The organism is Luteococcus sp. H91, assembly GCF_038433135.1.
Taxonomy (GTDB): domain Bacteria; phylum Actinomycetota; class Actinomycetes; order Propionibacteriales; family Propionibacteriaceae; genus Luteococcus.
Genome location: NZ_JBCDMV010000026.1, coordinates 13,289 through 38,677, shown reverse-complemented (window position 1 = coordinate 38,677; position 25,389 = coordinate 13,289). Strand labels below are relative to the sequence as shown.

The window sequence follows — 25,389 nt, the reverse complement described above, 5'->3', positions numbered from 1 at the left end:
CCCCGCTGGGGTCGGGGGACTTGAGCTCGGTGAAGTGGGAGAAGGCACATGCACCGGCGTAGAGCTGACGCCAGCACTTGGAGAGGTGGGTGCAGGCGGCCTCTCTGTGGTCACCGGTGCCTCCGGCCCTGAGCACGCGGCCATAGCGAACGCCAGTGCTGTGCTTGCAACCAACTTCTTGGCACTCGTCCTCACGAGGGCCCCCTCTCGTCTGCAGCGTCATTGCCACAAGCCGAGCCGGATGTCGTGGTGCTCACCGACCCGACACTGGGGGCATCAAGCAATTCATCACTCCCCCGAGTGGGACCCATACTGCGACAGTTCATGGTCTTACCGCTAGTAGTGGCGGAACCTCTGGGCGACTGACAACCGGCCAGCGGCTGCTCGTCTCGGTCGCGAATCCTTACGGCATAGGGCATCCAGCAAAGCCGGAGCTCCTCGAAAGGTTTTCGAAATTTCTTGTGCCGTCGACACGCAATCCGCGGGTTTGCGCGGAACATCTCGCACTCTCGGCTTCTTGGCACAGGAGCCCCGCCGAGCGGGCACAACGACGCTCCACTGCCAAGAGAGGACAGGTCCCAAGACGCGGTGAATGCACCTGACCGAGTAGCCCAAGTTATTGCTGCGCGACGTGCCGAAGCTGAGGTAGCTCGTTTGAACCCCGACGTGGCCTCGGGTCTGGCGCTCCATGATTGATGCCTTCATCGACCATGCACTCAGGGTGTGCTCTCGGGGTAGTCCTCGCGGCAGATGAGTGGGTTGTTGGTGGCTCAGATGTGGAAGCGCACGTCGTTGAGTTGGGCGTCGTGAGGCATGTGGGGGTAGTGGCTTCGCAGGCCTGCTTGGTAGTCGGGGTCGAGGTCGGTGAGGTTGATCGGCGTGACGCTGTCGATGGTTCCGGGCATGGTCTTGAACCCGTGGTGTTCGCCGTCCTCGAAGACGAAGGTGGTCGGTCCGAAGGGCACGGGGTCGAGAAAGCGGACGGTTTGCGTCTTGCGCCCGCTGGCGACGTCGTCGTAGTAGCGGGCGTTAAACCTAACGAAGCGTTCTGCGGTGCTGTCCGGGAAGCGGTAGGTGTAGGGCAGGAGCTGGGCTACGGGCACGGAGACGACGGTGTCGTTGCTGGGGACCAGGATGCAGCAGTCGGGGTGCTGGTCGAGGATGATCTGTCGGCATCGACCGCAGGGGGCGATGACTCCTCGTCCGCCGTCGCCGACGGCGACCATCGTGGCGAGTGGGCCGGCGTGGGCTGCGGCGGCGAGGCCGAGAACGAGAACGACCAGTTCTGCGCAGGGACCGCCGGTGAAGTGGTGGTTGTTCACGGCGGCGTGGATGGTGCCGGACAGGTCCATGGCGGCTGCGGCGACGGTGTGGTTGGGGTCGTCGCCGAGAGCGGCGGCGAGGCGGGTTGCGGCGGCGATGACGGCGTCGTCGTTGGCCCAGTTCGTGGTGGTCATGTGACTCGTGTTCCTTTCTGGACGGCGCTGACCGTCGCTGGTCCACTATGTTCTTGATCGCTCAAGAGTGCGCGGGCTAGAGAAGAGCAGGTGGGTGTGGTGGTGCGATGAGCGACGTGGCTGAGGTGATGGGCGTCTCGACGACGACGGTCAGCAACGCCTTCAGTCGCCCCGACCAACTCTCGCCCGAGTTGCGCGACCGGATCCTCACGCGCGCCGCGAAGATGGGCTACTACGGCCCCCACGTGGCAGGCCGCGTCCTGAAGCAAGGGCACGCGAACGCCTATGGAGTCGTGTTCATGGATACGCTCAGCTCCGCCTTCGACGACCCCTTCAAGATGCAGTGGCTCGCGGGGTTCTCCGACGCCCTGCAGCCGGTGGGCGCGAGCCTCGTGCTGATGGCCGTGGCCCCCGACATGCAATCCGCCGCCCAGGCCCTGAGGAACACGCTGGTGGACGGCATCGCCGTCACCTGGGCAACCCACCCCATCATGCGGATGGTCCGCTCCCAGGGCCTGCCCGTCGTGGCAGGAGGGCCCCAAGGCCCCTGTTACGTCACGATCGATGAGCACGCTGCCGGCCAGGAGATGGGCCAAAACCTGCACGACATGGGACACGACCAGGTGTGCATCCTCACCGGACCCGTGGCGCACACCACGCCTAAGCCCAGCATCACCACCTGGAACGACTACATCGCGGGCCAAAAGCCCGACGAGCCCTGGCAACGATTGACCGGCCTGGCCACAGGCCTCAACACAACCAGCCTCGTGATCGCCCAAGCCACCCACTGGACCCGCACATCCGGCGCTGAAGCAGTCTCCGCTGCGCTCGATCGCTACCCCCACCTGAGCGCCATCGCCTGCGCCGGGGACTCCCTGGCCCTGGGAGCCCTCGACGCGCTCCATACGCGCGGACTGATCGCCGGCAGGGATCTCGCAGTCACCGGGTTCGACGGGACCGACGATGCCGAAGAACACGGACTGACCACCATAGACGCACATGCCCGAGAACAAGGCACCCGCGCAGCCCAACTCCTACTCGACCCCAGCCTTCAACCGCGGCGGGTAGTGCTCGACCATCATCTCATCCTTCGCCAGAGCAGTTCACGGCTGACAATGCCGTCATAGAGACGGAAATCGCCTCGCGGCATGAGAGTCTGATGGGCGGGGCGCAGTTGCCGCGCCCGCCCGACGAGGTCAGGCTGGGATGAAGTCGAGCCGTGTTTCGGTTGCGGTCCAGCCGACGCGGGTGAAGGCGGCGGTCATGGGCACGTTGCTGGCATCGGTGTCGGCGATCAGGGTCGCGGCACCTTCGCGGACGAGTTCTCGTGTGGCCAGTGCCAAGAGGTCGCGTCCGAAACCGTGGCCACGTGCGGCGGCCGACACTCCGACGTGGTTCACATAGCCGCGACCGCCGGGCAGAGACACCCAGGAGACCATCCCGACAGGGTCGGGATTCCCGTCAAAGGCCAGGCGGATGCACTGCCATGGATCCGCTTCGAGGAGGTCGTCAACGGCGCGATCCGCCGCCTGGTCGAGGCCCACCTCGTCGACGAGCTGGATGTCGTGGGCGTCGCGGCTGTCGCGGAGGATTCCCCGGAACAGAGGCCGTAGGCGCGGATCGTCAGGGCCGGTGAGCTGCTCCAGCCTCAGCTGCGAGATGTGCTCTTGGCCAAGGGCATCTACGGCGGGCGTCTCGTAGTGGTGGCGCTGCACCAGCAACTTCCATCCGTGGCGGGAGAGCGCGTCCAGCCAAGGCTTCGCGGTGGGGTCGGCGGTGGAGGCGGTGGCTGGCAGGTGAAGACACGCTTCCGAGCCGGGGACCGTGCGCAGTGCCTGGGTGGCAGCGTGCAGGGCAAGGTCAAGGCCGTGGGTGGGAGCGCCTCCCCAATGATCGAGGACCACGGCATCGCCGATGCCCAGGCCGGCAACGGTCGCGAGGACGCGGTGCTCGTCGCGGGCTGCCCAGACCCAAGCGGGTCGTCGCCGTCCGGAGGCGAAGGCGCGCTCCAGGAGGGTTCTGTCGCGGAGGCGGTGGTTGGTGGGGCTGTCGAACGCCAGTGGCGCTGACAGCATGAGGTCGATGGCGTCCTGGGCTGTGGTGGCTTGGACGAGGTACTGCGAGGTCATGAGGATTCCTTGCTGCGGCTCAGCCGCGAACGAGAATCCGGCCTCCTGCTGAGGCCGGGACGGTGACGTTCATCGCGACCTCCTTTCCTGTCGTGGGTCTGGACGCCTTCACAGTAGCGGAGCTCAACACTGCGCGCTTCCCAATTCGATGCATCGTTCGGCGTGATCGGGCCGTTCCGAAGGCCCGCTCATCGGCAGTTGAGAATGCTCACGCGCGGGACACGCATCTGGACATGGCGGGTGGAATACCCAACAACGGACTCCTTCAACGGTCAGCTTCGACACTGCGGACGTGCGACGACAGGTGGCGCAGATCCGACAGGCAATCGGTGCGTTTGGTCAGGAAGCCCGTTGCAGCAGACGGTCGACGTCCGCCGGGTCCAGGCGGAGCATCCGTGGGCCAAGACGGTACGCCGGAAGTCTCCCGTCGGAGATCATCCGACGCACCGTCTTGGGACACACCCCGAGTCGCCGCGCAGCCGACTGCACAGTCTCGACCTCAATCTCTCGCCGTGGATGCTCCATGCCCGCCCAAGCCGCCACGCGCTCTCTCGTGATCGACACCTACTCGCCTGCCCCCTCGCCACCGCGGGCCAGCTCGGCCAGCCGCTCTGCCAGGAGTTGTTCGCGCTGCCGACTGGCGTGCTGGTAGCGCATCGCCATCTGGGCCGTCGTGTGCCCCATGCGCGCCATCAACTCGGCGGTCGTGGCGCCATTCTGCGCGGCCATGGTGGCAGCAGTGTGACGCAGGTCATGGAACGTGAGATCGTGCCGGTCCATCACATCGCGTGCCTGATCGAAGGCATACCGCAGCGCCTTCTCACTCATCGGCAGCTCACCGCGACCAGGGAAGAAGTACGCAGAGCGCGCCCTCCGCTCCCCCAGACCTGCACGCCACTCACGAAGCGCCGGCAGCAGATGCGGCGGAATTCCGACATCCCGGATCGCCGCAGGCGTCTTGGGCGGACCCACGATCACCTGGCCCTTGATCCGCGTCACGCCCTGACGAACGTGGATCCACCCGGTCACGGTGTCGACGTCCCCAACCCGAAGCGCCCGCACCTCCCCAGAACGAAGCCCACACCACGCGGCCAACAGCACGGGAAGCGCCTGGCCCGGTGGCAACCGATCGGCCACACGGTTGAGCTCGGCCACCGTCGCCGGCTGCATCGCCCTGGTGGTCTTGCGCCGGCCCGCCGAACGGATGCGGCAGGGATTGGCGACAATCAACTCCTCGTCCACACACACCGCGAGCAAGGACTTGAGCAGCGCGTACGCGTGGCTTCGTTGCGTCGCCCGCTCCGGCCCCATCCGGTCGAACCACGCACGGACCTGCTTCGGCGTGATCGACGCCACCGCCTGATCCCCAAACTCGGGAAGGATCAGCCGATCCAACAGACTCTCGTACAGGACCCTCGTCCTCGGTGTCAGATCACGTCGGGCCACCTCGTCACGGGCCAGGTCTCGGAACACGACCTCGACCGGAGCCTCCTCCTTCACCAGCTCGGGCTGGGGAGCCACCGGAGGCTGCCACTCACCCCGGCTGATCGACCGCTCAACGTCGACGAGCCAACCTTCGGCGTCGATCTTGGCCACGAAGGTGTGATCTGCCGAGTGCACCTGACCATCTGGCCCCAGATACCGAGCACGCCACTTCCCAGAGGGAAGCTTGTCCAAACGTCCAAAGCCCCGTTTGGAGCGCCCGCGGCGCTTGGACCATTCCGCTTGGGGGGAACGCAAGTCACTGGCGTTTCCCCCATCGCTTATGGGTGATGAGGTTGTCCGCTTCGTCGTCATGTCGAGCCTCTCGTCGTGGGAGATACGTGGGAGATGAATGTCCCCACAAGTCCCTCGGAGGCCCCTTGGTGCTCATCGGACCGAAACATGAAACAAGGCGTTCCCCCTAGTCAACTAGGAGAAACGCCTTGTGAGCGAAGTTCTTGAATTGGTCGGGGCGACAGGACTCGAACCTGCGGTCTCCTGCTCCCAAAGCAGGCGCGCTAGCCACTACGCTACGCCCCGGAATCCGCGGCCCCGTGGTCTCCCGTCGGGGTGCGAACCGTTCAAGTCTAGACGACGGGACTTCCCGAGACGTAATCGAATCGCCCATGCCATTCAGCCCGGCGCCGGCGCGCTCTGTGGGCTGCGGCTCAGGGACCAGCACAGGTCCCTTGCCGCAGCCACCGTCACATCAGAACCTGAACGGAATCGGGATCGGGCCGCAGCAGCAGACCCCCTCCACCCGAACATCCGAGCGACGCAGCCCCGCCGCGGAACGGGCGCAGGTGGCGAACTGACGAGCCGCCGGCCCCACCGAGCGGAGCGCCCCGTCGGCTACCAGGCTCTCGCGAATCACCGTCGAGCACGTGCCGTGCCCGGCCACGCCAGACGCACAGCGCCAGCCCTTGCGGGGCGAGATACTCGCCCGGTAACCCTCCACCAGTCGCAATGCAATGGAATCAATCAGCATGACAGCTCCTCTCAACGACGCTTCGCCAGCAGGTTGACGACGGCCTTGGCCACCGCCGTGGCCGACGTCGGATTCTGGCCCGTGACCAGATTCCCGTCGGTCACCACCTTCTCCGCCATCGGCCGCAGCGCCTTGGTGTACTTGGCGCCGCGTGCCGCCAACTCGTCCTGCAGCTTGTAGGGTACGACGTCATCACGCTGGGCCAGCTTCTCCTCGGCCCAGCTGAAACCGGTCACCTTGCGCCCCTTCAGCAGCGGCTGACCCGCAACCTCGGCCAGCAGCAGACCTGCCGGGCCGTGACAGACGGCCGATACCACCTTGTCCTGACTCCAGAACTCAGCCACCAACTCAGCCAGACGGGCGTCGTCGAAGTCGAACATGGTGCCGTGACCGCCGGTCAGGTAGATGGCGTCATAATCCTCGGCCCGGACCTGACGCACGGACTGTGTGCCGCGCAGCCGATCCATGAACTCCCGGTCGCGGTAGCGCTTTCCAGTGTCACCCAGCGCCAGCACCGGCGGCATCAGGCTCTCGGGGTCCAGCGGCACGTCACCGCCCGCAATGCTGACCACGTCCACCTCGTGCCCGGCATTCTCGGCCACATCGACGAAGTGGGTCAACTCCCCCAGCCACAAACCGGTGCGGTACCCGGATGTCTGGTACTCCGCGACGCTGGTGACGATGGCCAGGATCCGGCCTCGCTTCTTCTTGCCGAACATGCAAACCTCCCGATCGGTGAGGTCTCCCACGCTAGCGGCGCCCAGCTGGCCGCAATGCACCCTTTCGGCGGGGATCGTCCACCTGAGAGCGAACAGGGTCAGCTGGCAAGCGACCGCAACCGCCCGGCCAGCACGGTCACTCGGGGCGGACCGCGTGGATCGCGGCGGCGATCACGTCGGGGCGGTCGAGCATCATCAGGTGCTTCGAGTCGGGCACCACCACGTGGCGGGCGCTCAACAGGTGCGCGAGCCGCCTCTGCTGCGCCACCCACTTGCCGTCCTCGGCGTCTGCGGCGCTGAGCACGACTGTCGGGAGACCGGGCCACGGCGCCCGGGCACGCAACTGCAGCAGGTCCCAGCCCTGCCGATCGTAGGCCATCGACTCGGCCAACCCCATCGCCAGGGAGTCGGCGTCGCGATAGATCGAGGGAAGCCGCCCATGGCCGAGTCGCGACCATTCATGATTGGTCTGCAGATAGCTGCCAAAACGAAAGGCCATGCCGGCCAGCCTGTTCAGGCTGAGCGACTCCACGACGCGCCCCAGCCGTCGGGCCAGGGTGGGTGCGGGCAGGTCGGGTCGGGTGGGGTACCACTCCACCGAACCGTCCACCAGCACCAGGCCGCTGACCAGCTCGGGCCGCAGCCGGGCCAGGGCCTCGGCGTGGAAGGCAGCCATCGAATGCGCCACCAGCACCACACCGGCGATCCCCCGCTGGTCCAGCAGGTCGGCCAGGCTGGCGACCTCCTCGTCCAGGCTGGGCAGGTGCCCCGGCCACGCGGTGCCGCCCATCCCGGGGCGGTCATAGCTGAGCACCCGCACAGAGGGCAGCAGGCCAATCAGGTCCCGCCAGAATTCCATCGCCAGCCCGCAACCATTCATCATCACAACGGCCGGTTCCTCGCCCACGCGCTCGCGCCAGTGCAGCTGCCGCCCGGCGCACAGGGCCACGCGCCCCTTGGGTTCCACCATCCTGCGACCTTCTTCGATCGGGGCTTCGACGAGCCGAGCCAACGTGGGAATTGCCTACCCAGCGAGACTAGCGCCGCGGCCGAACCAGCGGGAAGGCAATCGTCTCCCGGATCGACGCGCCGGTGAGCAACATCACCAGCCGGTCCAGCCCGATCCCCAGACCACCCGACGGCGGCATGCCATATTCCAGTGCCTGCAGGAAGTCCTCGTCGATCTCCATCGCCTCCGGGTCACCATTGGCGGCCAGCAGGGACTGTTCGGTGAGCCGCTGGCGCTGGATCACCGGATCCACCAGCTCGGAATAGGCGGTGCCCAGTTCAGATCCGAAGACCACCAGATCCCACCGTTCCGCCAGCCTCGGGTCCTCACGGTGCGGTCGGGTCAACGGGGAGAGTTCGGCGGGGAAGTCACAGAAGAAGGTGGGCTGCACCGTGGCCTTCTCGCACAGGTGGTCGTAGAGCTCCTCCAGCACGGCACCCCGACCGGCCTTGGGCTCCACCTCGATCCCCAACCGTGACGCGAAACGCGCCAGCTCCTCGCGAGGGGTGTCTGCGCTGATCGGCTCGCCCAGCTTCTCCGCGATCGCGTCGTGCACGCTCACCCAGCGCCACGGCGCGGCAAGATCGATCTCGTGCTGCTTGCCGTCGGCGCCGGTACCGCGAACCACCGTCGAGCCATTGGCCTCCAGCGCCGCCCGTCGCACCATCTCGACGGTCAACTCCTGCATGCTGCGGTAGTCACCGTGCGCCTGGTAGGCCTCAATCACGCTGAACTCGGGGTTGTGGGTGGCGTCGGCGCCCTCATTGCGGAAGTTGCGGCCGATCTCGAAGATCCGGTCCAGCCCGCCCACCATCAGTCGCTTGAGGTACAGCTCGGGCGCGATCCGCAGGTACAGATCCAGGTCATAGGCGTTGATGTGGGTTCGGAAGGGCCGGGCGTTCGCGCCACCGTGGATGGTCTGCAGGATGGGCGTCTCCACCTCCAGGAAGCGGTGGTCCAACATGGTCTGGCGCACCGCCTGAATCGCGACGCTGCGTTGTTGCAGCCGCTGTCGGCTCGACGGGTTGACGATCAGGTCCAGGTAGCGGCGTCGGACCAGCGCCTCCGGATCCCGGATGCCCTTGCGCTTGTCGGGAAGCGGTCGCAGGCACTTGCTGATCAGCCGCCAGCTCTCGACGAGCAGGCTGGGCGTGCCGGTGCGGGAGGCCCCGCAAATGCCGGTGAAGGCCACCTGGTCGCCCAGGTTGGTCACCGCGTCGAAGCGTCGCAACTCCTCCCGGCCCAAGCTGCCGGAATCCAGCAGGGCCTGGGTGGAACCGAACCAGTCCTGGAGCCGGACGAAGCAGACGCCGCCGTGGTCGCTGACGCCGACAATGCGCCCGGCGATGGTGACCCGCTCGCCCGTGCTCATCGCCACCACGTCGCAATGGGCGTCGACGCCGGTGTGCACCGGATAGGCCTGTTCCCCCGCCTCCAGCAGCTGATTGCGCTTGGCCAGCCGGCCGCGCATCTGCTCCGGCACCCGGGCGGGGGGCAGCGCCAGTGCCGGCCGTTCCAGGAAGGCCATCACCGCCGGGTCGTCGCGGCTGACCAGATCCTGCTCCGGCTCGGGCAGCGGGTTGGCCCAGTCGGGCAGGTCCAGGAAGCCCTCGGCCAAGCCCATCGCGGCACCCACCTGGCCGATGTCGGCAGCATCCTCGTAGGCCATCAGCCGGGGCTGCCAGCTGGGCGCGTACTTCACATTGGAGCGATAGAGCTGTTCGATCTGGAACCAGCGGGAGAAGATCATCAGCACCCGACGCTTGGCCCGATCCAGTGCCGTGGCGCCAACCCGCTCGCCCTCCTCGAAGGCACTGCGGAAGACGGCGAAGTTCAGCGAGACCCGACGCCAGCCGCGATCCCGCCCGGCGGCCATCAGGCCGGCCACCATGAATTCAGTGATGCCATTGTCGGCGTCGGGATTGCGGCGCATCACGTCCAGCGAGAGACCGTCACGGCCCCACGGCACGAAGGACAGCAGCCCCGCGGTGGATTCCGAATGCTCGGAATTCTGCGGGAAGACGGCCTGCACCAATACGCACTGGCCGTCCAGCGGGTCGCCGAGCCGGTTCAACGCCATCGAGAAGCCACGGTCGTCGCCGTCGCGCCAGGCATTGGCCAGCTCGATCAGGTGCCGCAGCTCGGGCTCGGGGATCTCGTCGTGGCGCCGCACCCGCACGGTGTAACCGGCATTCTGCAGCCGGGTCACCGAGCCGCGCACCCCCTTCAGCTCGCGTGATTCCAGGTCGAACTGTTCGGGATGCAGGACGGCCTCGTCGCCCACCCGGATCACCTTCAGCCCGGCCAGCTCGTAGGCGGCGGCGCCGTCCTCGGAGGCGCCAACCACTCCCGGCGTCCAGCCAAAGGTGTGGCACTGGTCCAGGTAGGCGGCGATCGCTCCATCCCAGTTCTCGCGTCGCCCGACGGGATCACCGGCGGCAAGACAGACGCCCAGCTGCACCCGGTAGGCGATCGCGGCGCGACGGTTGTGGCTGAAGACGATCTGCTTGTCCCGACGGGTGGCGAAGTAGCCCAGCGAATCCTCCGGGTACTCGGCCAGGAGTTGGCGCAGCTCCAGCTCGTCCGCCAGCGTGGTGGCACCGGCGGAGCGCTGGGAGCGCAGCAGCACCAACAGCGCCGCGATCAGGCTGATCGCCGCCAGCAGCCCGACGATGCTCTGCACCCAGCCGGGCACCATCTTGGGCACGCCGGCATTGGGGCCGTAGATGATGTGCTGGAAGATGTTGATCAACCGGGAGCGGGGGCGGCCGGTTTCGCCGGTGACCAGGCCCAGCAGGTAGCCGACGCCCAGTGACAGCAGAATTCCGACCAGTCCGGTGAGCACGGCGGAACGGACATTGCCGGGGTTCAACCGGGCGGTGAACTGGCGCCGATTGGCCAGCAGGAGCCAGAGCAGGACGCTCAGCGTGATGCCGCTGAAGACGTACTCCAGCAGGTCCCGGTTGAGGCCGCGGGTCAGGGGCTCGCCGTGGGCCGCGGAGACCACCAGCGCACCCCAGCCCAGCACCGCGGCGATCCACCAGAGCCCCAGCCACGCCACCGCCATCCACCAGGCGACCCGCTTTCGTCGCATCAGCGAGGCGCCGATGATGCCGAGCAGCACGGCCAGGCCCAGCCCGCCGAGTTCCACCGGGAAGACCAGAGAGCTGAAGGCCCGCACCACGGCCCGCACCCAGTGGGTGCCGCGGAAGACCTCGCGCAGGATCACCAGGAAGGCCGCCACGTAAAAGACGCGGGACAACAGCTGGGGTACTCGTCGGCTCGTCGGCGTCAGCTGGGGCATGCGCCCATCTTGCTACCCACTAGGGCCGCGACGGCAAATGCCGGCGCGACGAGTTGCCCGAAACCACCCACGGTCTGATGCCAACCATTCCCTGGTCGGACCGTCGGCGCGCCGATCGGGCGACGGCGCCGTGACAGCCCGGTCACCAGAGCAGCCAGGCCAGCACCTCACTGTCGCAGCGCTCCGCCAGCAGCCGAGCCCGGGCATCCTCCCGGACCCGCGCCAGCGACGCCGGCCAGCGCTCCACCTCCCAATGCTCCGGCAAGTTGCCCGTGACGGCCCAGATCAAGGCCCGGGTCAGCTGGTCGACGGTGTGGCCCGGCAGGCCCGCACCGAGCAGAGCGGCCAGCCGGATGGTGTGCGTGGGCACCTGTTCCGCGGGGCGAAGGGCCAACAGTTCGGTGCGGATGATCGCCTCGTTCACTGCGCGTTCGGCCATGCTCTCGCCCCGGACCTCTCCCGCGGGCAACGGCAGGTTGGGCTGGCCACCGGCGAGTCGGCTGGCCAGCGTGGCATGCAGCGCACAGGTCAGGGTGCCGGGCTGCAGGGGCGTGCGACTTGCCAGATCAGGCAGGACTTCCACGAGTTCCGGGGCGCCGTGGGCCAGCACCTCGTCGGCGACCGCGGCCAGCGCCAGCGGCGGCACCGGACCGGGGCGAGCGGCCAGGTTCTCCACCGCCTCGGTGACCAGCGTCGTGGGGGCATCTCCCAGGTGGCCCAGGGAACGGGCGCGGCCCAGCAGGAAGACCTCATGGGCGGCCAGGGTGCGCGGGTCGCGCCGCCGGAGTTCGTCGACGACGGGCATCAGATGCTCCCAGACCAGGTCCCCCGCCCACGCCAGTTCGACGTCGGTGGTACCGCGCCGGGCGTGCACCTGGGCGATGTGCACGCCTTCCTGCGCGGTCAGGTAGGTGCTGGTCTCGTCCTGCAACACGTGGATCCCGGCGGCCTCGATGGCGGCATCGGGCAGGTCCAGCCGCAACACCTCCTGCAGATCCAACAGGACGATCCGCTCCGGCCACCAGCTGGGCAGCGCGGCGGCCTGCATCCGCTCGTCGCGCAACCAGTCCGCTCGCCAACTCACCCGGTAGCCGGCATGCGGGGTGCCAGCCGGGCCAAGGTGGATCGGCAGGTCGGTGAGCCAGCACTGCCCCTCGCTCCGACGGCTGCGGCCGCGTAACTGGGTGAAGGTCAGCAGCCGACCCTCCGGATCCGCGACGTCCAGGCTGATCTGCCCCTCCGCACCGGCCAGCCAACAGCGGGCGGGCCAAGCCGGGGTGAAGTCCAGCCGGGCCGGCGGGGCGGTCAGCTCGACGTCGGTCAGGTTGACCACCTGCACGCGAATGCTCCAGGTGTCGTCGAAGACGTGCCGCACGATGGCCCGGGCCTGGGTTGCGCCGTCGATCTCCAGGGCAAAGTGCTGCTCGATCTCGTCCAGCAGCAGTTCGGTGCGCTGGAGGGCCCAGGGCGGAGCGAAGCGCACCGCCAGATCGGTGAGCACCGGGCGGCCGTCCTGGGTGATGCTGACCAAGGTGCCATCCGAGGCGACGGCGACCTCCAGACCGCGCCAGTTGATCAGCGTCGGCGCTGACATTTTCCACACCAGTAGAGATTGCGCCCCTCCAGGTCGGCGACGCGGACCGTGCTGCCGCAGACCAGGCAGGGTTGGGCGGCTCGTCGGTAGACATAGACCTCGCCACCGTGCCGGTCCACCCGGGCGGGCCGCTGCTGCGCCTCGGGGCCGTGTTCGTCCAGAACCGTGTCGATCCTGCCGAGCGCCACACCGTCGCGCATCAGCACCACCAGATCGGCCCAGATGGCCTGCCAGGTGGCGCGGCGGAGCTGATTGCCGGGGGTGGTGGGGTTCACCCGATGCCGGAACAGCACCTCTGCGCGGTAGATGTTGCCCACGCCGGCGGTGATTCGTTGGTCCATCAGCAGCGACGCGATGCTGCGCCCAGAGCGGTGGATCCGCTGCCAGGCAACCTCCGGATCGGCGTCGGGGCGGATCGGGTCGGGGCCCAGCCTGGCGATTTGCGCCTGCTGTTCCGCTGCGCTGATCAGTCGGCACAGCTGGGGCCCGTGCAGGTCTGCGGCGGTGGTGCCATCCGTGATCCGCAGCCGCACCGCCCCCTTTGGTTCTGCGAGCGGCGCGAAGAAGAGCTTGCCGATCAACCCCAGGTGAATGTGCACGATGCGCTCCGGTTGGGCGCTCGCGAAGTCGATGAACAGGTGCTTGCCGCAGGCGCTGGCCGCCTGCAGGACGGTGCCGTCCAAGCTTGCGGCCGCGCCGTCGAACCGACCCTGGGGTGAGCTGACCGCCACCACCTGGCCGCCGAAGTTGGCCATCGTGGCCTGGGCCAACCGATGGATCACATGCCCTTCCGGCATCCGCACCTCCCTGAAGTCATTGCCCTCTAGAGTTGCACGCATGAGCACTGAGCGCACGGCACCCGGATCCGCCGGTGGCAATCCGCGCGGTCAGGGCGCACATGGGCCGCGAGAGTTCGGCCGCGACGGAACCTCCGGCATCGTCACCCCGGGCCGCGCCCTGCGAGCGCGAGAGGTCAGCCGCCCCGCCCCGGCCGATCTGACCGAGGCCCAGCGGGTGCTGGACGGTCTGCTGGCCCGGGCCGCGGGGCGGCGGCGATGACGCCTCAGGCGCGGTGCGCGTCCTCGTAGTCGGTCATCTTCTGCACGCGACGGGCGTGCCGCGCCTCCTCGGTGAATGGCTGGGTGAGGAAGACGTCGACGATCTCCAACGCCTGCTCATTGCTGGTGAAGCGGCCCCCCAGGGAGATCACGTTGGCGTTGTTGTGCTCGCGGCCGAGCCTGGCGATCTCGGTGTTGTAGGCCAGGATGGCGCGGCAGCCCTTGACCCGGTTGGCGGCCAGCTGCTCGCCATTGCCCGAACCGCCCAGCACGATGCCCAGGCTTTCCGGATCAGCCACCACTGCCTCCGCGCACGGAATGCAGGTGTCCGGGTAGTCGTCCTCGGCGTCATAGCTGGTGGCGCCGTGGTCCACCACCTCGTGGCCGGCGGCAGTCAGCTGCTCGCGCAGGTATTCCTTGAGCTCGAAGGCGGCATGGTCAGTGGCAATGTGAACGCGCATGGGGCAACTATTTCAGATCCGCTGGCCCCCGGCAGCAGCGCCATCCATGGCCGGCGGATCGGGAAGGCGCTCCCGCACACCCTTCCCCGTGACCCCGCCGGAGCCCGACCCTGCGAGGGTTGCGCTAGGTGGCCGAAGCAGGCGGGCGGTGCAACCACTTCCCGTTGCGCCGAACTCGTGTGACCTCCCGCCGGGCAACCCTCGCACGGTCGGGTCCGGGAGGCAGGCCGAGCTCTCGGCGGCAGCGCTCCATGGTGGCGAAGAGCTGGGCCATCACGGTGCTCTCCTCCTCGATCATCGGGACCGTCACCGGAAAGTAGGTCCAGCCATTGGCCACCAGATTGGCGATCCGAGACTGGTCCTTGTAGAAGGTGGCGTGGTCCGTGTGGTGCTCGAAGGACTGCACCTCCATGTCGATCTTGAGCTCCGGCATCCCCGCATCCAGCACCATCTTCACCCCACCGATCACCACCGGCAGATTGCCGATCCAGCCGGTCACCCCATGTGCGCGCAGCATCATGTGCCACTGGCGTTCCGGGTGTGACCAGGGGTTCTCGGCGCTGTTGGCCACCACGAAGCGCCTCAGGTTTGTTGCCGTTTGCCGGGACATTGACCCCAGGGCCCCCTGTACCTCCTCCAGACTGGCCTCCTTGCGGCGAAATGCCTCGTCAATGGCATCTCCTCCGTCCTGCTCGGCCAGCCACACACTGGTCCACGCCGGGTGCGTGCGCCGGATCCCTTCTGTCTCCACCATGTGGTCCAGTGGCAACGCCACCCGATGGACCCGCACCCCAGGCGCCGGCTTGGTGAAGTGCGGCACGATCACATCGATCACATCCGCCTGATGCTCCGGCCAGTAGTCCAGCCGGGCCGCAGCGTCCCCGGTGATGATCGCATCTGGCTGCCAGAGCATCACCGCCTTGACCCGCACCGTGAAATCTTCCGCCACAGCGCTGGCCGCGATCACCCCCGGCAGCAGCCGGACGACCTCTTTCGTGGGTGAGCGCAGCATCCAGTCAATCGAACCTCGCAGTTCAGGATGGTTCGATCTCTTGAGCACCCCACCATTGGCCTGCAGCAGTGCCCGCACTTCATCAGTTCCCCGCATGCCCACAGTGTGTGAATCTGTACCCGCAGCGCGTCACGCCCTGGCAATCCTGTGGACAATTCTTCGGAACTCGTCTCCTGTGGACAACCCTGCGAGGGTTGCCGATCTGGGCTTCACCGTCAGGACCCGGAGCGGTGGCCACGCTCAGTGAAGACACTATGACGAGCATCATCAGCAACCCTCGCAGGGTCAGCCCCCTGACCACCTTGTGAGAATCTTCACGAAATATCTTGTGCATGAGTTCACAATGTGTCACTCTCGGATAAGTCACTTGTGTGACTGAACGGTTCGGCAATGCAGCCGCCCCGTTGGAGCACCACCGCGCCACACCACCACGACCCAGCCGGGTCCCCGCGGTTTGGCAAGCCCGCCGAACCCCACCTTTGAGACCCCACCGAGGCCCCGCCTCGGCGCCCTGACAGGAGCCCGCGTGACGCACGAACACCACCACTCCACCTCCGAAGAGGTGGAGGCCCACCTCCCAGAGGACCACTGGCCTCTGCCTGAACTGAGTCAGGTCGGGCCAGAGACCAATGTCCACGGCATCGACTTTGTCGAGGCCAAGGACTCGCAGGAGTACCGCGAACTGCGCAAGTCCTTCACCAGCTTCGCCTTCCCGATGGTCGCCACCTTCATCGGGTTGTACTTCGTCTTCGTCCTGTTGGCCACCTACGCCCCGCACCTGATGGGACGCCGCGTCTTCGGCTTCGTCAATGTGGGGATCCTGTTCGGACTGCTCAACTTCGCCACCACCTACCTGGTGACCTTCCTCTACGTCCGACACGCCAACAACAACCTCGACCCCCGCGCCGCCACCCTGCGCGCCCGTCTTGAGAAGGAGGCGACCCCGCGATGAATCCCACCATCATGGAGACAGTCGGCAACCCGATCCTCAACATCAGCATCTTTGCCCTGTTCGTGATCGGCACCATGGCCGTGGTGGTCGCGGTGACCCGCAACTCCGCCAAGAAGTCCACCGACTTCTACACCGGCGGCGGCGCCTTCTCCGGCCGCCAGAATGGTCTGGCGATCACCGGTGACTACCTTTCGGCCGCGGCTTTCCTGGGCGTGACGGGCGCCATCGCCCTCAACGGCTTCGACGGCTTCCTCTACTCCGTCGGCTTCTTCGTCGCCTGGATCATCGCCCTGCTGCTCGTGGCCGAGCCGCTGCGCAACACCGGCAAGTACACGATGGCCGACGTGATGAGTTTCCGGATGAATCAGAAGCCGGTGCGCACCGCAGCTGCCGCCTCCACCCTGACCATCAGCTTCGTCTACTTGCTGGCGCAGATGGCCGGCGCCGGCGGCCTGGTGGCCCTGCTGCTGGGCATCAGCTCCAAGAACGGCCAGAGCCTTGTGATTGCCCTGGTGGGTTGCATCATGATCGTCTACGTGCTGGTCGGCGGCATGAAGGGCACCACCTGGGTGCAGATGATCAAGGCCGTGCTGCTGGTCAGTGGCGCCGCGGTCATGTTCGTCTGGGTGATGGCCCTCAAGGGTTTCAACCTCTCCCGCGTCTTCGGCGAGGCCGTGGCCGCTCACCCCAAGGGCGACCTGATCATGGAGCCGATGCTGCAGTACGGCACCAATGGCTGGACCAAGCTGTCCTTCATCTCGCTGGCCATCGCGCTGGTCGCCGGCCCGTCGGGCCTGCCGCACGTGTTGATGCGCTTCTACACCGTGCCCACGGCCCAGGACGCCCGCAAGTCGGCGGTGTGGACCATTGGCATGGTCGGTGTCTTCTTCATCTTCACCCTGGTGCTGGGCTACGGCGCCGCCGCCCTGGTCGGCGCCGAGGCCATCAAGAAGGCGCCCGGCGGGGCCAATGCGGCTGCTCCCCTGCTGGCCCATCACCTCGGCGGATCGGTCTTCATGGCCATCATCTCCGGTGTGGCCTTCGCCACCATCCTCGCGGTGGTCGCGGGCCTGACCATCACCGCGTCGGCCTCCTTCGCGCATGACATCTACAACAACGTCCTGCATGACGGCAAGGTGGATCCGGCCGCAGAGGTCAAGGTGGCCCGGATCACCTCGGTCACGATCGGCATCCTTGCGGTGGTCGGCGGCATCTTCGCCAATGGCCAGAACATCGCCTTCCTGATCTCGCTGGCCTTCGGCGTCGCGGCCTCGGCCAACCTGCCGGCCATCCTTTACACGCTGTACTGGAGCAAGTTCAACACCCGCGGCGCGGTCTGGTCGATCTACGCCGGTCTGCTCTCCGCGGTGCTGATCATCGTCTTCTCAACGTCGATCTCGGGCGATCCGAAGGCCTTCTTCCCGAATGCCGATTTCGCCCTGTTCCAGCTGACCAACCCGACTATCGTCAGCCTGCCGCTGGCCTTCCTTGCCGGTTTCGTCGGCACCATCACCTCCAAGCCCGCGGACACCGATCTGCAGGCCGAGATGGAGGTCTGCTCGATGACCGGCATCGGCGCGGGTGGGGCCATCGCGCACTGACCCCGCACCCGGGCTCTGCCACACGCCGCAGCCCCGCCCACCAGCACGGTGGGCGGGGCTGCGCCGTCTGCCGTAGCGGTTCAGGCCAAGGCGTCGGGGCCACCGGCCAGCAGCTGCAGGAACTGCGCCTCGTCCAGGATCGGGCGGCCCAATTCCTCCGCCTTGGCCGCCTTGGAACCGGCATTCTCCCCCACCACCACGTAGTCGGTCTTCTTGCTGACGCTGCCCGACGCCTTGCCGCCGCGACTGATGATGGCCTCCTTGACCCCGTCGCGGGTGAAACCCTCCAGCCCGCCGGTGACGACAATGGTCAGCCCCTCCAGGGTGCGCTCCACCGACTCGTCGCGTTCGTCGGCCATCCGCACCCCGGAAGCCGCCCACCGCTCGACGATCTGCCGGTGCCAGTCCACCGTGAACCATTCAACGACGGCCTCGGCAATCACCATCCCAACTCCCTCGGTATCCGCCAGTTCCTCCACCGTCGCCGCCCGGATGGCATCCAACGAGCCGAAGCGGGTGGCCAGCGCCCGAGCCGCGGTGGGCCCGACGTGCCGGATGGAGAGCGCGACCAGCACCCGCCACAACGGTTGTTCCTTGGCCTTGGCCAGGTTCTCCAACAGCTTGCGACCGTTCGCATTCAGCACCCGACCATCCACCACACCGGGGGCGGGTACACCGTCGGGGTCGGCCAGCTCGGTCTTCTTGGCGGCCCGGGTGTAGAAGGGGGTCCGCACCAGACCGGCGTCGGTCAGCTCGAACAGGGTGGACTCGTCGGCCAGGATCCCGGAGCCGAGCAGGGCGTCGGCGCCCTGGAAGCCCAACGCCTCGATGTCGAAACCGGAGCGCGAGGCCAGGCTGAACAGCCGTTCCCGCAACTGGGAGGGGCAGGTGCGTGAGTTGGGGCAGCGAATGTCCTTGTCACCCTCCTTCTCCGGCCGCAGCTCGGTGCCGCAGGAGGGACAGTGGGTGGGCATCACAAACTCGGTCTCGCTGCCGTCGCGCAGCTCCACGACGGGCCCCAGGATCTCCGGGATCACATCGCCGGCCTTGCGCAGCACGATGGTGTCGCCGATCAGCACCCCCTTGCGCTTGACGTCGAAGCCGTTGTGCAGGGTGGCCATGGAGACGGTGGACCCGGCCACTTTGACCGGCTGCATCATGCCGAAGGGGGTGACGCGACCGGTGCGGCCCACATTGACCTGGATGTCCAGCAGCTTGGTGTTGACCTCCTCCGGGGGGTACTTGTAGGCAATGGCCCAGCGCGGAGCCCGCGAGGTGGTGCCCAGCTGGCGTTGACGGGCGATCTCGTCCACCTTGATGACGATGCCGTCGATCTCATGGCTCACATCGTGCCGGTGCTCCCCGTAGTGGGCAACGAAGTCCAGCACCTCAGCCGGGGTGGCGAGCACCTTGAAGTAGGGGGAGGTGGGCAGCCCCCAGCCCTTGATCCGCTCATAGGCCTCGCTCTGCCGGGTGATCTCGAAGCCGGACCGCGCACCGATGCCGTGCACCAGCATGTCCAGTGGCCGGGTGGCCGTGACCGACGGGGCCTTCTGTCGCAGCGAGCCGGCCGCGGCATTGCGCGGATTGGCGAAGGGCGCCTTCCCGGCCTCCACCAGCGACGCATTCAACTCCGCGAAGGCCGCCACGGGGAAGAAGACCTCGCCGCGGATCTCCACCAGCTCCGGGATGTCGTCACCGGCCAGCTGTTGCGGGATGGAGCGGATGGTGCGGACATTGCCGGTGACGTCCTCCCCCACCCGACCGTCGCCGCGAGTCGCGGCCCGGACCAGCCGGCCCTGCTCATAGGTGAGGCTGATCGCCAACCCGTCGATCTTCAACTCACACAAGTATTCGCTGCCGGCGGCTCCCACCGCCTTCTGCGTGCGGCCCAGCCATTCGGTCAGCTCCTCGGTGGAGAAGACATTGTCCAGGCTGAGCATCCGTTCGGCGTGGGTGACGGGCGCGAAGTCGGTCATCCGTTGGGCCGCGGCCACCTTCTGGGTGGGCGAATCCGGGGTGCGCAGCTCCGGGAAGCGCTCCTCCAGAGCGTCCAGCTCACGCATCAGCTGGTCGTACTCGGCGTCGGAGATGGTGGGCGCGTCGGCGCCGTAGTAGGCCTCTTGGGCGTCGGTTATCCGCTCGGCCAGCTCCGTCCAGCGATGCCGTTCGTCGCTGCCGGCATCCGGGGCAGCCTCCACCTGGGCCGCGGCCTGCGCAATGGCGGCCTCGTCGAGTACCTCGTCGTCGGCGTCGGGCTGGGGAGTGCGATTATGCGGAGTCACGACGACCATCCTGCCGCAGGGCCCTGACATTTTCTCGTCGGCAACGGCTGCCCCGGGTGCTGGGGCCCTGATCGCTGAGGCCAGATGAACACGCCGCCAATTTGGGCCAGAGTCTTGCATTGTGACAAATTTCACGATTTGCTGTCGCGAAGGCCCGACGAAGACACACAGGAGTGCACACCGTGGAGGAATTTCTGACAACCCTGGATGGGATCATCTGGGGCAAGTTCATGCTGATGCCCTTGCTGCTGGGCACCGGCATCTGGTTGACCATCCGGTTGGCCGGCCTGCAGTTCCGCAAGCTCGGCCCGGCACTCTCGCTGGCCCTGTTGCGCCGCAACGACGCCGACCACGAGGAGGGCGACGTCTCCCACTACCAGGCGCTGGCCACAGCCCTGGCCGCCACGGTCGGCGTGGGCAACATCGCCGGCGTAGCCACCGCGATCAACCTCGGCGGCCCCGGCGCCCTGTTCTGGATGTGGATCTCCGCCATCTTCGGCATGGCCGCCAAGTACTCCGAGGCCTTCATGGGCGTGCGTTTCCGCAGCACTGACGCCAAGGGTGAGGTCTCCGGCGGCCCGCAGTACTACCTGCAGCGGGCCATCCCCGGCGGGCTGGGCAAGTTCCTGGCGCTCTTCTTCGCCATCGCCGCCGTGGTCGCCAGCTTCGGGATCGGCAACATGACCCAGTCCAACTCCGTCGCAGCGGCCATGCACGACACCTTCGGGGTCAACCCGACGATCGTCGGCGCCGTCCTGGCCGTGATGACCGCACTGGTCCTGCTGGGCGGCATCAAGTCAATCTCCAAGGTCACCAGCGCCTTCGTGCCCTTCATGATCATCTTCTACGTGGCCGCGGGCTTCGTGGTGCTTGCGATCAACTTCCGCGGCATCATCCCCGCCCTGCAGCTGGTCTTCACCGACGCCTTCACCGGCACCGCCGCAGCCGGTGGCTTCGCCGGCGCCGCGATGGCGCAGGCCATCCAGTTCGGCATCGCGCGCGGCATCTTCTCCAACGAGTCCGGCATGGGCTCGGCGGCGATCGTCGCCGCTGCGGCCAAGACCAAGCACCCGGTGCGCCAGGGGCTGGTCTCCATGACCCAGACCTTCATCGACACCATCATCGTCGTCTCCATGACGGGGCTGGTGATCCTCACCACCGGCGTGTGGACCTCCGGCAAGACCGGCGCCGCGCTGACCGCGCAGGGCTTCTCCACGGGGCTTCCCGGCACCGCAGGCGGCATCATCGTCGCGCTGGCGCTGATCTTCTTCGCCTATTCAACGGTGCTGGGTTGGGCCTACTATGGCGAACGCAATGTCGAGCGGCTGGTGGGGATCAGGGGCGTGATGCCCTACCGGCTCTTCTTCAGCGCGATCGTCTTCGTCGGCGCCACCACCGAGCTATCGACGGTGTGGACCTTCTCCGACATTGCCAATGGCCTGATGGCCTTCCCCAACCTGGTGGGCCTGCTGATCTGCTCGGGCCTGATCGCCCGCGAGACCAAGGCCTACCTGGCGGCCGACCCGACGCTGCACCACGAGCCGGAGGTCTCCACCCTGAACGGCATCGAGGGGCTGGAGACCAGCGCACGCTGACCGGCTGACCCCTCCTGAACGAACTGACCGCATCTGGCACCGACGACGGTGCCAGATGCGGTCAGTACGTTTGCCCAGGAATTCTCAGTCGAAGAGCGGGCCCACGGTGCGGGTGCGCTTGAGCTCGTAGAAGCCGTCGTACTCGGTGACCAGCGCGAAACCATCGAAGAGTCGGCCGGCCTGCTCACCCTTCGGCGCCGGACTGATCACCGGCCCGAACAACGCCTTGCCGTTGAGGTGGATCACCGGGGTGCCCACCTCGTCGCCCACCGGATCCATGCCCTCGTGGTGGCTCTTGCGCAGGGCGACGTCAACCTCGTCGGGCTCGTCGCCCGGCTGCCAGGCCTCGGCCCGGTCCGCGATGGACTCGTCCAGACCGGCCTCCGCCAGCGCGGCCCGGACCGTCGCGACGGTCTTGGGCTGTTCGCCGGGGTGGTAACGGGTGCCCAGCGCGGTGTAGAAGTCGCGCACCGCCTCGGGGCCGTGCTGCTGCTCCACCAGGATGGCGGCGCGCACGCCGACCCAGCCCTCGCGCATGTGCTGCACATAGTCCTCGGGGAGATCACGGCCGTCGTTCAGCACCGACAGGCTCATCACGTGGAAGGTGGTGTGCACGTCGCGCACCTTCTCCACCTCGAGCATCCAGCGCGAGGCCATCCAGGCCCACGGGCACATCGGGTCAAACCAGAAGTCAACGGGAGTGGTCATGGCACCAGCGTAGGCGCGCGGGACAAGGTCATTGGACCGGGTGGGCCACCGGTATAGGCTCATTTAAGCCCCAACGACTGAAAGGTCACCACCCGCATGACCACCGCAAACATCACGCGAGCCGGCGCCCAGCAGCGCTCTCGCGTCGTCACCGCCGACGCCTATCAGGTCACCGTTGACCTCTCCGGGCTGGGGCTGGACGGCGAGCCGCTCGCCGAGCCGACCGAGACCTTCATCTCCACCACCGAGATCACCTTCACCAGCCGGGGCGGGGCCAGCCATGTCGACCTGATCGCCGACGAGGTGCTGGACGCCTGGCTGGACGAGACCGAGGTGGACGCCACCGCCTTCGCCGATGGCAAGCTGCCCTTCACCAGCGAGCCCGGCGAGCACCGGCTGATCGTCACCGCCCTGTGCCGCTACTCGCACACCGGCGAGGGCCTGCACCGCTTCGTCGACCCCGCCGATGGCAAGGTCTACCTGTACACCCAGTTCGAGACCGCCGACGCGCGTCGAGTGTTCGCCAACTTCGAGCAGCCCGACCAGAAGGCCACCTTCCAGCTGAATGTGATCGCTCCCAAGCACTGGCTGGTGGTCAGCAATGCGCAGGCCGTCGAGCCCGTCGAGGGTGCCAATGGCAACGGCATCTGGGAGTTCGAACCCACGCTGAAGGTCGCCACCTACATCACCGCCCTGATCGCGGGCGAGTACCACCGCGTCGAACACAGTCTGAAGACCAAACTGGGCGAGATCCCCGCCTCGGTGATGTGCCGGCAGTCCATGACGGAATACCTGGACGACGACCGGATCATGCACACCACCCAGCGTGGCTTCGACGTCTACGAAGAGTGCTTCGGCTTCCCCTACCCCTTCGGCAGCTACGACCAGATCTTCGTGCCCGAGTTCAATGCCGGCGCCATGGAGAATGCCGGTTGCGTCACCTTCCGCGACGAATACCTCTTCCGGTCCCGCGTCGGGCAGGAGATGTACGAGTCCCGGGACAACACCATCCTGCACGAGCTGGCGCACATGTGGTTCGGCGACCTGGTCACCATGACCTGGTGGGATGACCTGTGGCTGAACGAGAGCTTCGCCGAGTGGGCCAGCCACTTCTGCCTGGCCAAGATCCACGCGGCCGACGGTGGCGGAGACCCGTGGGTCGGTTTCTGCAATGGCCGCAAGTCCTGGGCCTACCGGCAGGACCAGCTGCCCACCACCCACCCGATCGCCGCGGACATGGTGGACCTGGAGGCCGTGGAGCAGAACTTTGACGGCATCACCTACGCCAAGGGCGCCTCCGTACTGAAGCAGCTGGTGGCCTTCGTCGGGGAGGACGCCTTCCTGGCCGGGGTCAAGCAGTATTTCGAGGACCACGCCTTTGGCAACACCCAGCTCAGCGACCTGCTGGAGGCGCTGGAGCAGAGCTCCGGGCGGGATCTGTCGCAGTTCAGCGCGCAGTGGCTGGAGACCACGGGTCCCAACACCCTGCGGGCCGATTTCGACGTCGATGCCGAGGGCAAGTTCACTCGCTTCGACGTGGTGCAGACCGCCCACCCGGAACACCCGACGCTGCGCACCCACCGGATGGGGATCGGCATCTTCACCCTGACCGGTTCCGGTGACGACCAGGTGCTGGGCCGAAGCCACGAGCTGGAGGTGGACATCGACGGTGAGCGCACCGCCATCCCCGCCCTGGTGGGCGTTCACCGCGGTGACCTGGTGCTGCTGAATGACCGTGATCTCACCTATGCCAAGGTGCGACTGGACGAGAAGTCGCTGTCCACCCTGGTGGGGCACGTGCACCAGATGGACGATCCGCTGGCCCGCGCCGTCTGCTGGGCCGCCGCCTGGGACATGTGCCGCGACGCCGAAATGCCGGCCGCCGACTACATCTCGCTGGTGCTGCAGGGGGTCGCGTCGGAGACCGACCCCAATGCCGTCGCCTTCCTGCACAACCAGGCGATCGCCGCCGGTGTCACCTACACGGCCGACGACCAGCGCTCCGCCAGCCGGGCCCGACTGACCGCCGGTTTCGCCGGGCTGCTGAAGGGCGCCGAGGCCGGCAGCGACCACCAGCTCAGCTTTGCCAATGGCATCATCAGCGCGGTGGACTCCCCCGCCGGAGCCGAGCTGCTGAAGGCTTGGCTGGCCGGCGAGGAAGTGCCCGAGGGCCTGCAGATCGACGCCGACATGCGCTGGCGGATCACCTGCGCACTGGCCCGGATGGGAGCGATCGGTTCCGCCGAGATCGACGCCGAGGCCGAGCGGGACAAGACCATCTCCGGTGCCGAAAGGGCCGCCGCCGCGCGCGCAAGCCTGCCCGACGCCGACGCCAAGGCCGAGGCCTGGCGGCTGGCCGCCGACGATCCCGACGTGCCCAATGGCACCCAGGAGCAGATCTGCCGCGCCTTCTGGCGGGATTCGCAGGGCGAGCTCCTGGCACCCTATGCCGAGAAGTATCTGGCCTTGTGCCGGGCCATTTCCGGCTCCGAGGGGATCTGGAAGACCCGCGGTCACGCCGCCAGCCAGAACGCGCTGGTGCTGCTCTTCCCGAGCGTCCCGGTGGCCAACGAGGCCTTCCTGGGCAGGGTGGATGAGCTGCTGGCCGAGCCGGGGCTGTCCGCGGGGGTCCGACGGGTGCTGCTGGAGCAGTCCGACGCGGCCCGCCGCGCCTTGCGCTGCCAGGCCGTCGGCGCCTGACCGGACGAAGACAGATGCCCCGGCAGTGGCGTGCGGGGCCGGGCGATCATCACGTCCGGCCCGGCGCGTCCGCGCGGGTCCAGCCGTCGCCGTCGCTCCGACTGGCGGCGGGGTTGCGAGGCGCGACCCTGCTGACGGGGGTGGTGCTTCTGGGGCCGGCGGGCTGCGGGGATCCCTCCCCCGCTGAGGGTCCCGGCGGCCCGCCGGCCGCTGGCTCCTCAAGCCGAAGCACCTCGCCTTCACCAGGTTCTCCGACCCCCAGTTCGCCGTCCACCAGCGCTGCTTCGGGCTCCGCACCGATCGGGCAGTACAGTCACCAGCCACTTCCCCAGATC

20 protein-coding genes and 1 tRNA gene are annotated in these 25,389 nt (G+C 67.4%); 6 read left to right on the top strand and 15 right to left on the bottom strand.

Translation table 11 applies throughout. The features are described from left to right. Positions 1-770: 770 nt before the first annotated feature. Entirely contained in the window at positions 771-1,457 is a 687-nt protein-coding gene (locus AAEX57_RS13335) for a hypothetical protein (RefSeq protein ID WP_342092927.1), read from the bottom strand. Positions 1,458-1,564: 107 nt separating this feature from the next. Between AAEX57_RS13335 and AAEX57_RS13330 the strand changes: the two genes are divergently transcribed. Then, entirely contained in the window at positions 1,565-2,584 is a 1,020-nt protein-coding gene (locus AAEX57_RS13330) for a LacI family DNA-binding transcriptional regulator (protein ID WP_342092926.1), read from the top strand. A 69-nt stretch (positions 2,585-2,653) separates the two neighbouring features. On the opposite strand, the gene AAEX57_RS13325 is transcribed toward AAEX57_RS13330, so the two are convergent. The 10 genes from AAEX57_RS13325 to AAEX57_RS13285 form a co-directional block, all read right to left on the bottom strand. Continuing rightward, the gene (locus AAEX57_RS13325; RefSeq protein WP_342092925.1) at positions 2,654-3,586 is read right to left on the bottom strand and encodes a GNAT family N-acetyltransferase; all 933 of its coding nucleotides are present in this window, start codon (positions 3,584-3,586) and stop codon (positions 2,654-2,656) included. A gap of 339 nt (positions 3,587-3,925) precedes the next feature. Beyond that, complete coding sequence (locus AAEX57_RS16265; RefSeq protein WP_094764024.1) at positions 3,926-4,111, bottom strand: helix-turn-helix domain-containing protein; 186 nt, start codon at positions 4,109-4,111, stop codon at positions 3,926-3,928. Positions 4,112-4,150: 39 nt separating this feature from the next. Continuing rightward, entirely contained in the window at positions 4,151-5,182 is a 1,032-nt protein-coding gene (locus AAEX57_RS13320) for a tyrosine-type recombinase/integrase (RefSeq protein ID WP_342092924.1), read from the bottom strand. A 350-nt stretch (positions 5,183-5,532) separates the two neighbouring features. Then, positions 5,533-5,608 (bottom strand) — tRNA-Pro (locus AAEX57_RS13315). Between the two features lie 169 nt (positions 5,609-5,777). After that, positions 5,778-6,056, bottom strand: a complete 279-nt coding sequence (gene yidD, locus AAEX57_RS13310; protein WP_342092923.1) for a membrane protein insertion efficiency factor YidD — start codon at positions 6,054-6,056, stop codon at positions 5,778-5,780. Between the two features lie 11 nt (positions 6,057-6,067). After that, positions 6,068-6,775 (bottom strand): type 1 glutamine amidotransferase domain-containing protein, encoded by a 708-nt coding sequence (locus tag AAEX57_RS13305; RefSeq protein WP_342092922.1) that lies wholly within the window; start codon positions 6,773-6,775, stop codon positions 6,068-6,070. A 136-nt stretch (positions 6,776-6,911) separates the two neighbouring features. Next, the gene (locus AAEX57_RS13300; RefSeq protein ID WP_342092921.1) at positions 6,912-7,745 is read right to left on the bottom strand and encodes an alpha/beta fold hydrolase; all 834 of its coding nucleotides are present in this window, start codon (positions 7,743-7,745) and stop codon (positions 6,912-6,914) included. Between the two features lie 67 nt (positions 7,746-7,812). Beyond that, positions 7,813-11,088 (bottom strand): bifunctional lysylphosphatidylglycerol synthetase/lysine--tRNA ligase LysX, encoded by a 3,276-nt coding sequence (gene lysX, locus AAEX57_RS13295; RefSeq protein WP_342092920.1) that lies wholly within the window; start codon positions 11,086-11,088, stop codon positions 7,813-7,815. Positions 11,089-11,230: 142 nt separating this feature from the next. Further along, positions 11,231-12,682: a hypothetical protein gene (locus AAEX57_RS13290; protein ID WP_342092919.1), complete on the bottom strand. Its 1,452-nt coding sequence runs from the start codon at positions 12,680-12,682 to the stop codon at positions 11,231-11,233. Then, positions 12,664-13,479: an Fpg/Nei family DNA glycosylase gene (locus AAEX57_RS13285; RefSeq protein WP_342092969.1), complete on the bottom strand. Its 816-nt coding sequence runs from the start codon at positions 13,477-13,479 to the stop codon at positions 12,664-12,666. Before AAEX57_RS13285 ends, AAEX57_RS13290 begins: the two co-directional genes overlap by 19 nt. 40 nt (positions 13,480-13,519) lie before the next feature. On the opposite strand from AAEX57_RS13285, the gene AAEX57_RS13280 reads away from it, so the two are divergent. Continuing rightward, positions 13,520-13,741, top strand: coding sequence for a hypothetical protein (locus tag AAEX57_RS13280; RefSeq protein ID WP_342092918.1), 222 nt, complete (start codon positions 13,520-13,522; stop codon positions 13,739-13,741). 4 nt (positions 13,742-13,745) lie between these two features. Here AAEX57_RS13280 and AAEX57_RS13275 read toward each other — a convergent pair whose 3' ends face one another. Both AAEX57_RS13275 and AAEX57_RS13270 read right to left on the bottom strand, forming a co-directional pair. After that, positions 13,746-14,201: a ribose-5-phosphate isomerase gene (locus AAEX57_RS13275; RefSeq protein WP_342092917.1), complete on the bottom strand. Its 456-nt coding sequence runs from the start codon at positions 14,199-14,201 to the stop codon at positions 13,746-13,748. Between the two features lie 124 nt (positions 14,202-14,325). Then, positions 14,326-15,309: a hypothetical protein gene (locus tag AAEX57_RS13270; RefSeq protein ID WP_342092916.1), complete on the bottom strand. Its 984-nt coding sequence runs from the start codon at positions 15,307-15,309 to the stop codon at positions 14,326-14,328. 430 nt (positions 15,310-15,739) lie between these two features. On the opposite strand from AAEX57_RS13270, the gene AAEX57_RS13265 reads away from it, so the two are divergent. Further along, the gene (locus AAEX57_RS13265; RefSeq protein WP_342092915.1) at positions 15,740-16,165 is read left to right on the top strand and encodes a DUF485 domain-containing protein; all 426 of its coding nucleotides are present in this window, start codon (positions 15,740-15,742) and stop codon (positions 16,163-16,165) included. Continuing rightward, a complete protein-coding gene (locus tag AAEX57_RS13260) occupies positions 16,162-17,766 on the top strand; it encodes a solute symporter family protein (protein WP_342092914.1) in 1,605 nt (534 codons plus the stop codon). The genes AAEX57_RS13265 and AAEX57_RS13260 overlap by 4 nt, the downstream gene beginning before the upstream one ends. A gap of 80 nt (positions 17,767-17,846) precedes the next feature. Here the strand turns inward: AAEX57_RS13260 and ligA are convergent, their stop codons facing one another. Further along, positions 17,847-19,988, bottom strand: a complete 2,142-nt coding sequence (gene ligA / locus AAEX57_RS13255; protein WP_342092968.1) for an NAD-dependent DNA ligase LigA — start codon at positions 19,986-19,988, stop codon at positions 17,847-17,849. Positions 19,989-20,233: 245 nt separating this feature from the next. Here ligA and AAEX57_RS13250 point away from each other — a divergent pair, with 245 nt between their 5' ends. Next, on the top strand, positions 20,234-21,646 hold the full coding sequence (locus AAEX57_RS13250; protein WP_342092913.1) for an alanine/glycine:cation symporter family protein: 1,413 nt from the start codon (positions 20,234-20,236) through the stop codon (positions 21,644-21,646). Between the two features lie 84 nt (positions 21,647-21,730). Here the strand turns inward: AAEX57_RS13250 and AAEX57_RS13245 are convergent, their stop codons facing one another. Further along, a complete protein-coding gene (locus AAEX57_RS13245) occupies positions 21,731-22,354 on the bottom strand; it encodes a mycothiol-dependent nitroreductase Rv2466c family protein (protein WP_342092912.1) in 624 nt (207 codons plus the stop codon). Positions 22,355-22,450: 96 nt separating this feature from the next. Here AAEX57_RS13245 and pepN point away from each other — a divergent pair, with 96 nt between their 5' ends. After that, entirely contained in the window at positions 22,451-25,054 is a 2,604-nt protein-coding gene (gene pepN, locus AAEX57_RS13240) for an aminopeptidase N (protein ID WP_342092911.1), read from the top strand. Positions 25,055-25,389 lie beyond the last annotated feature (335 nt).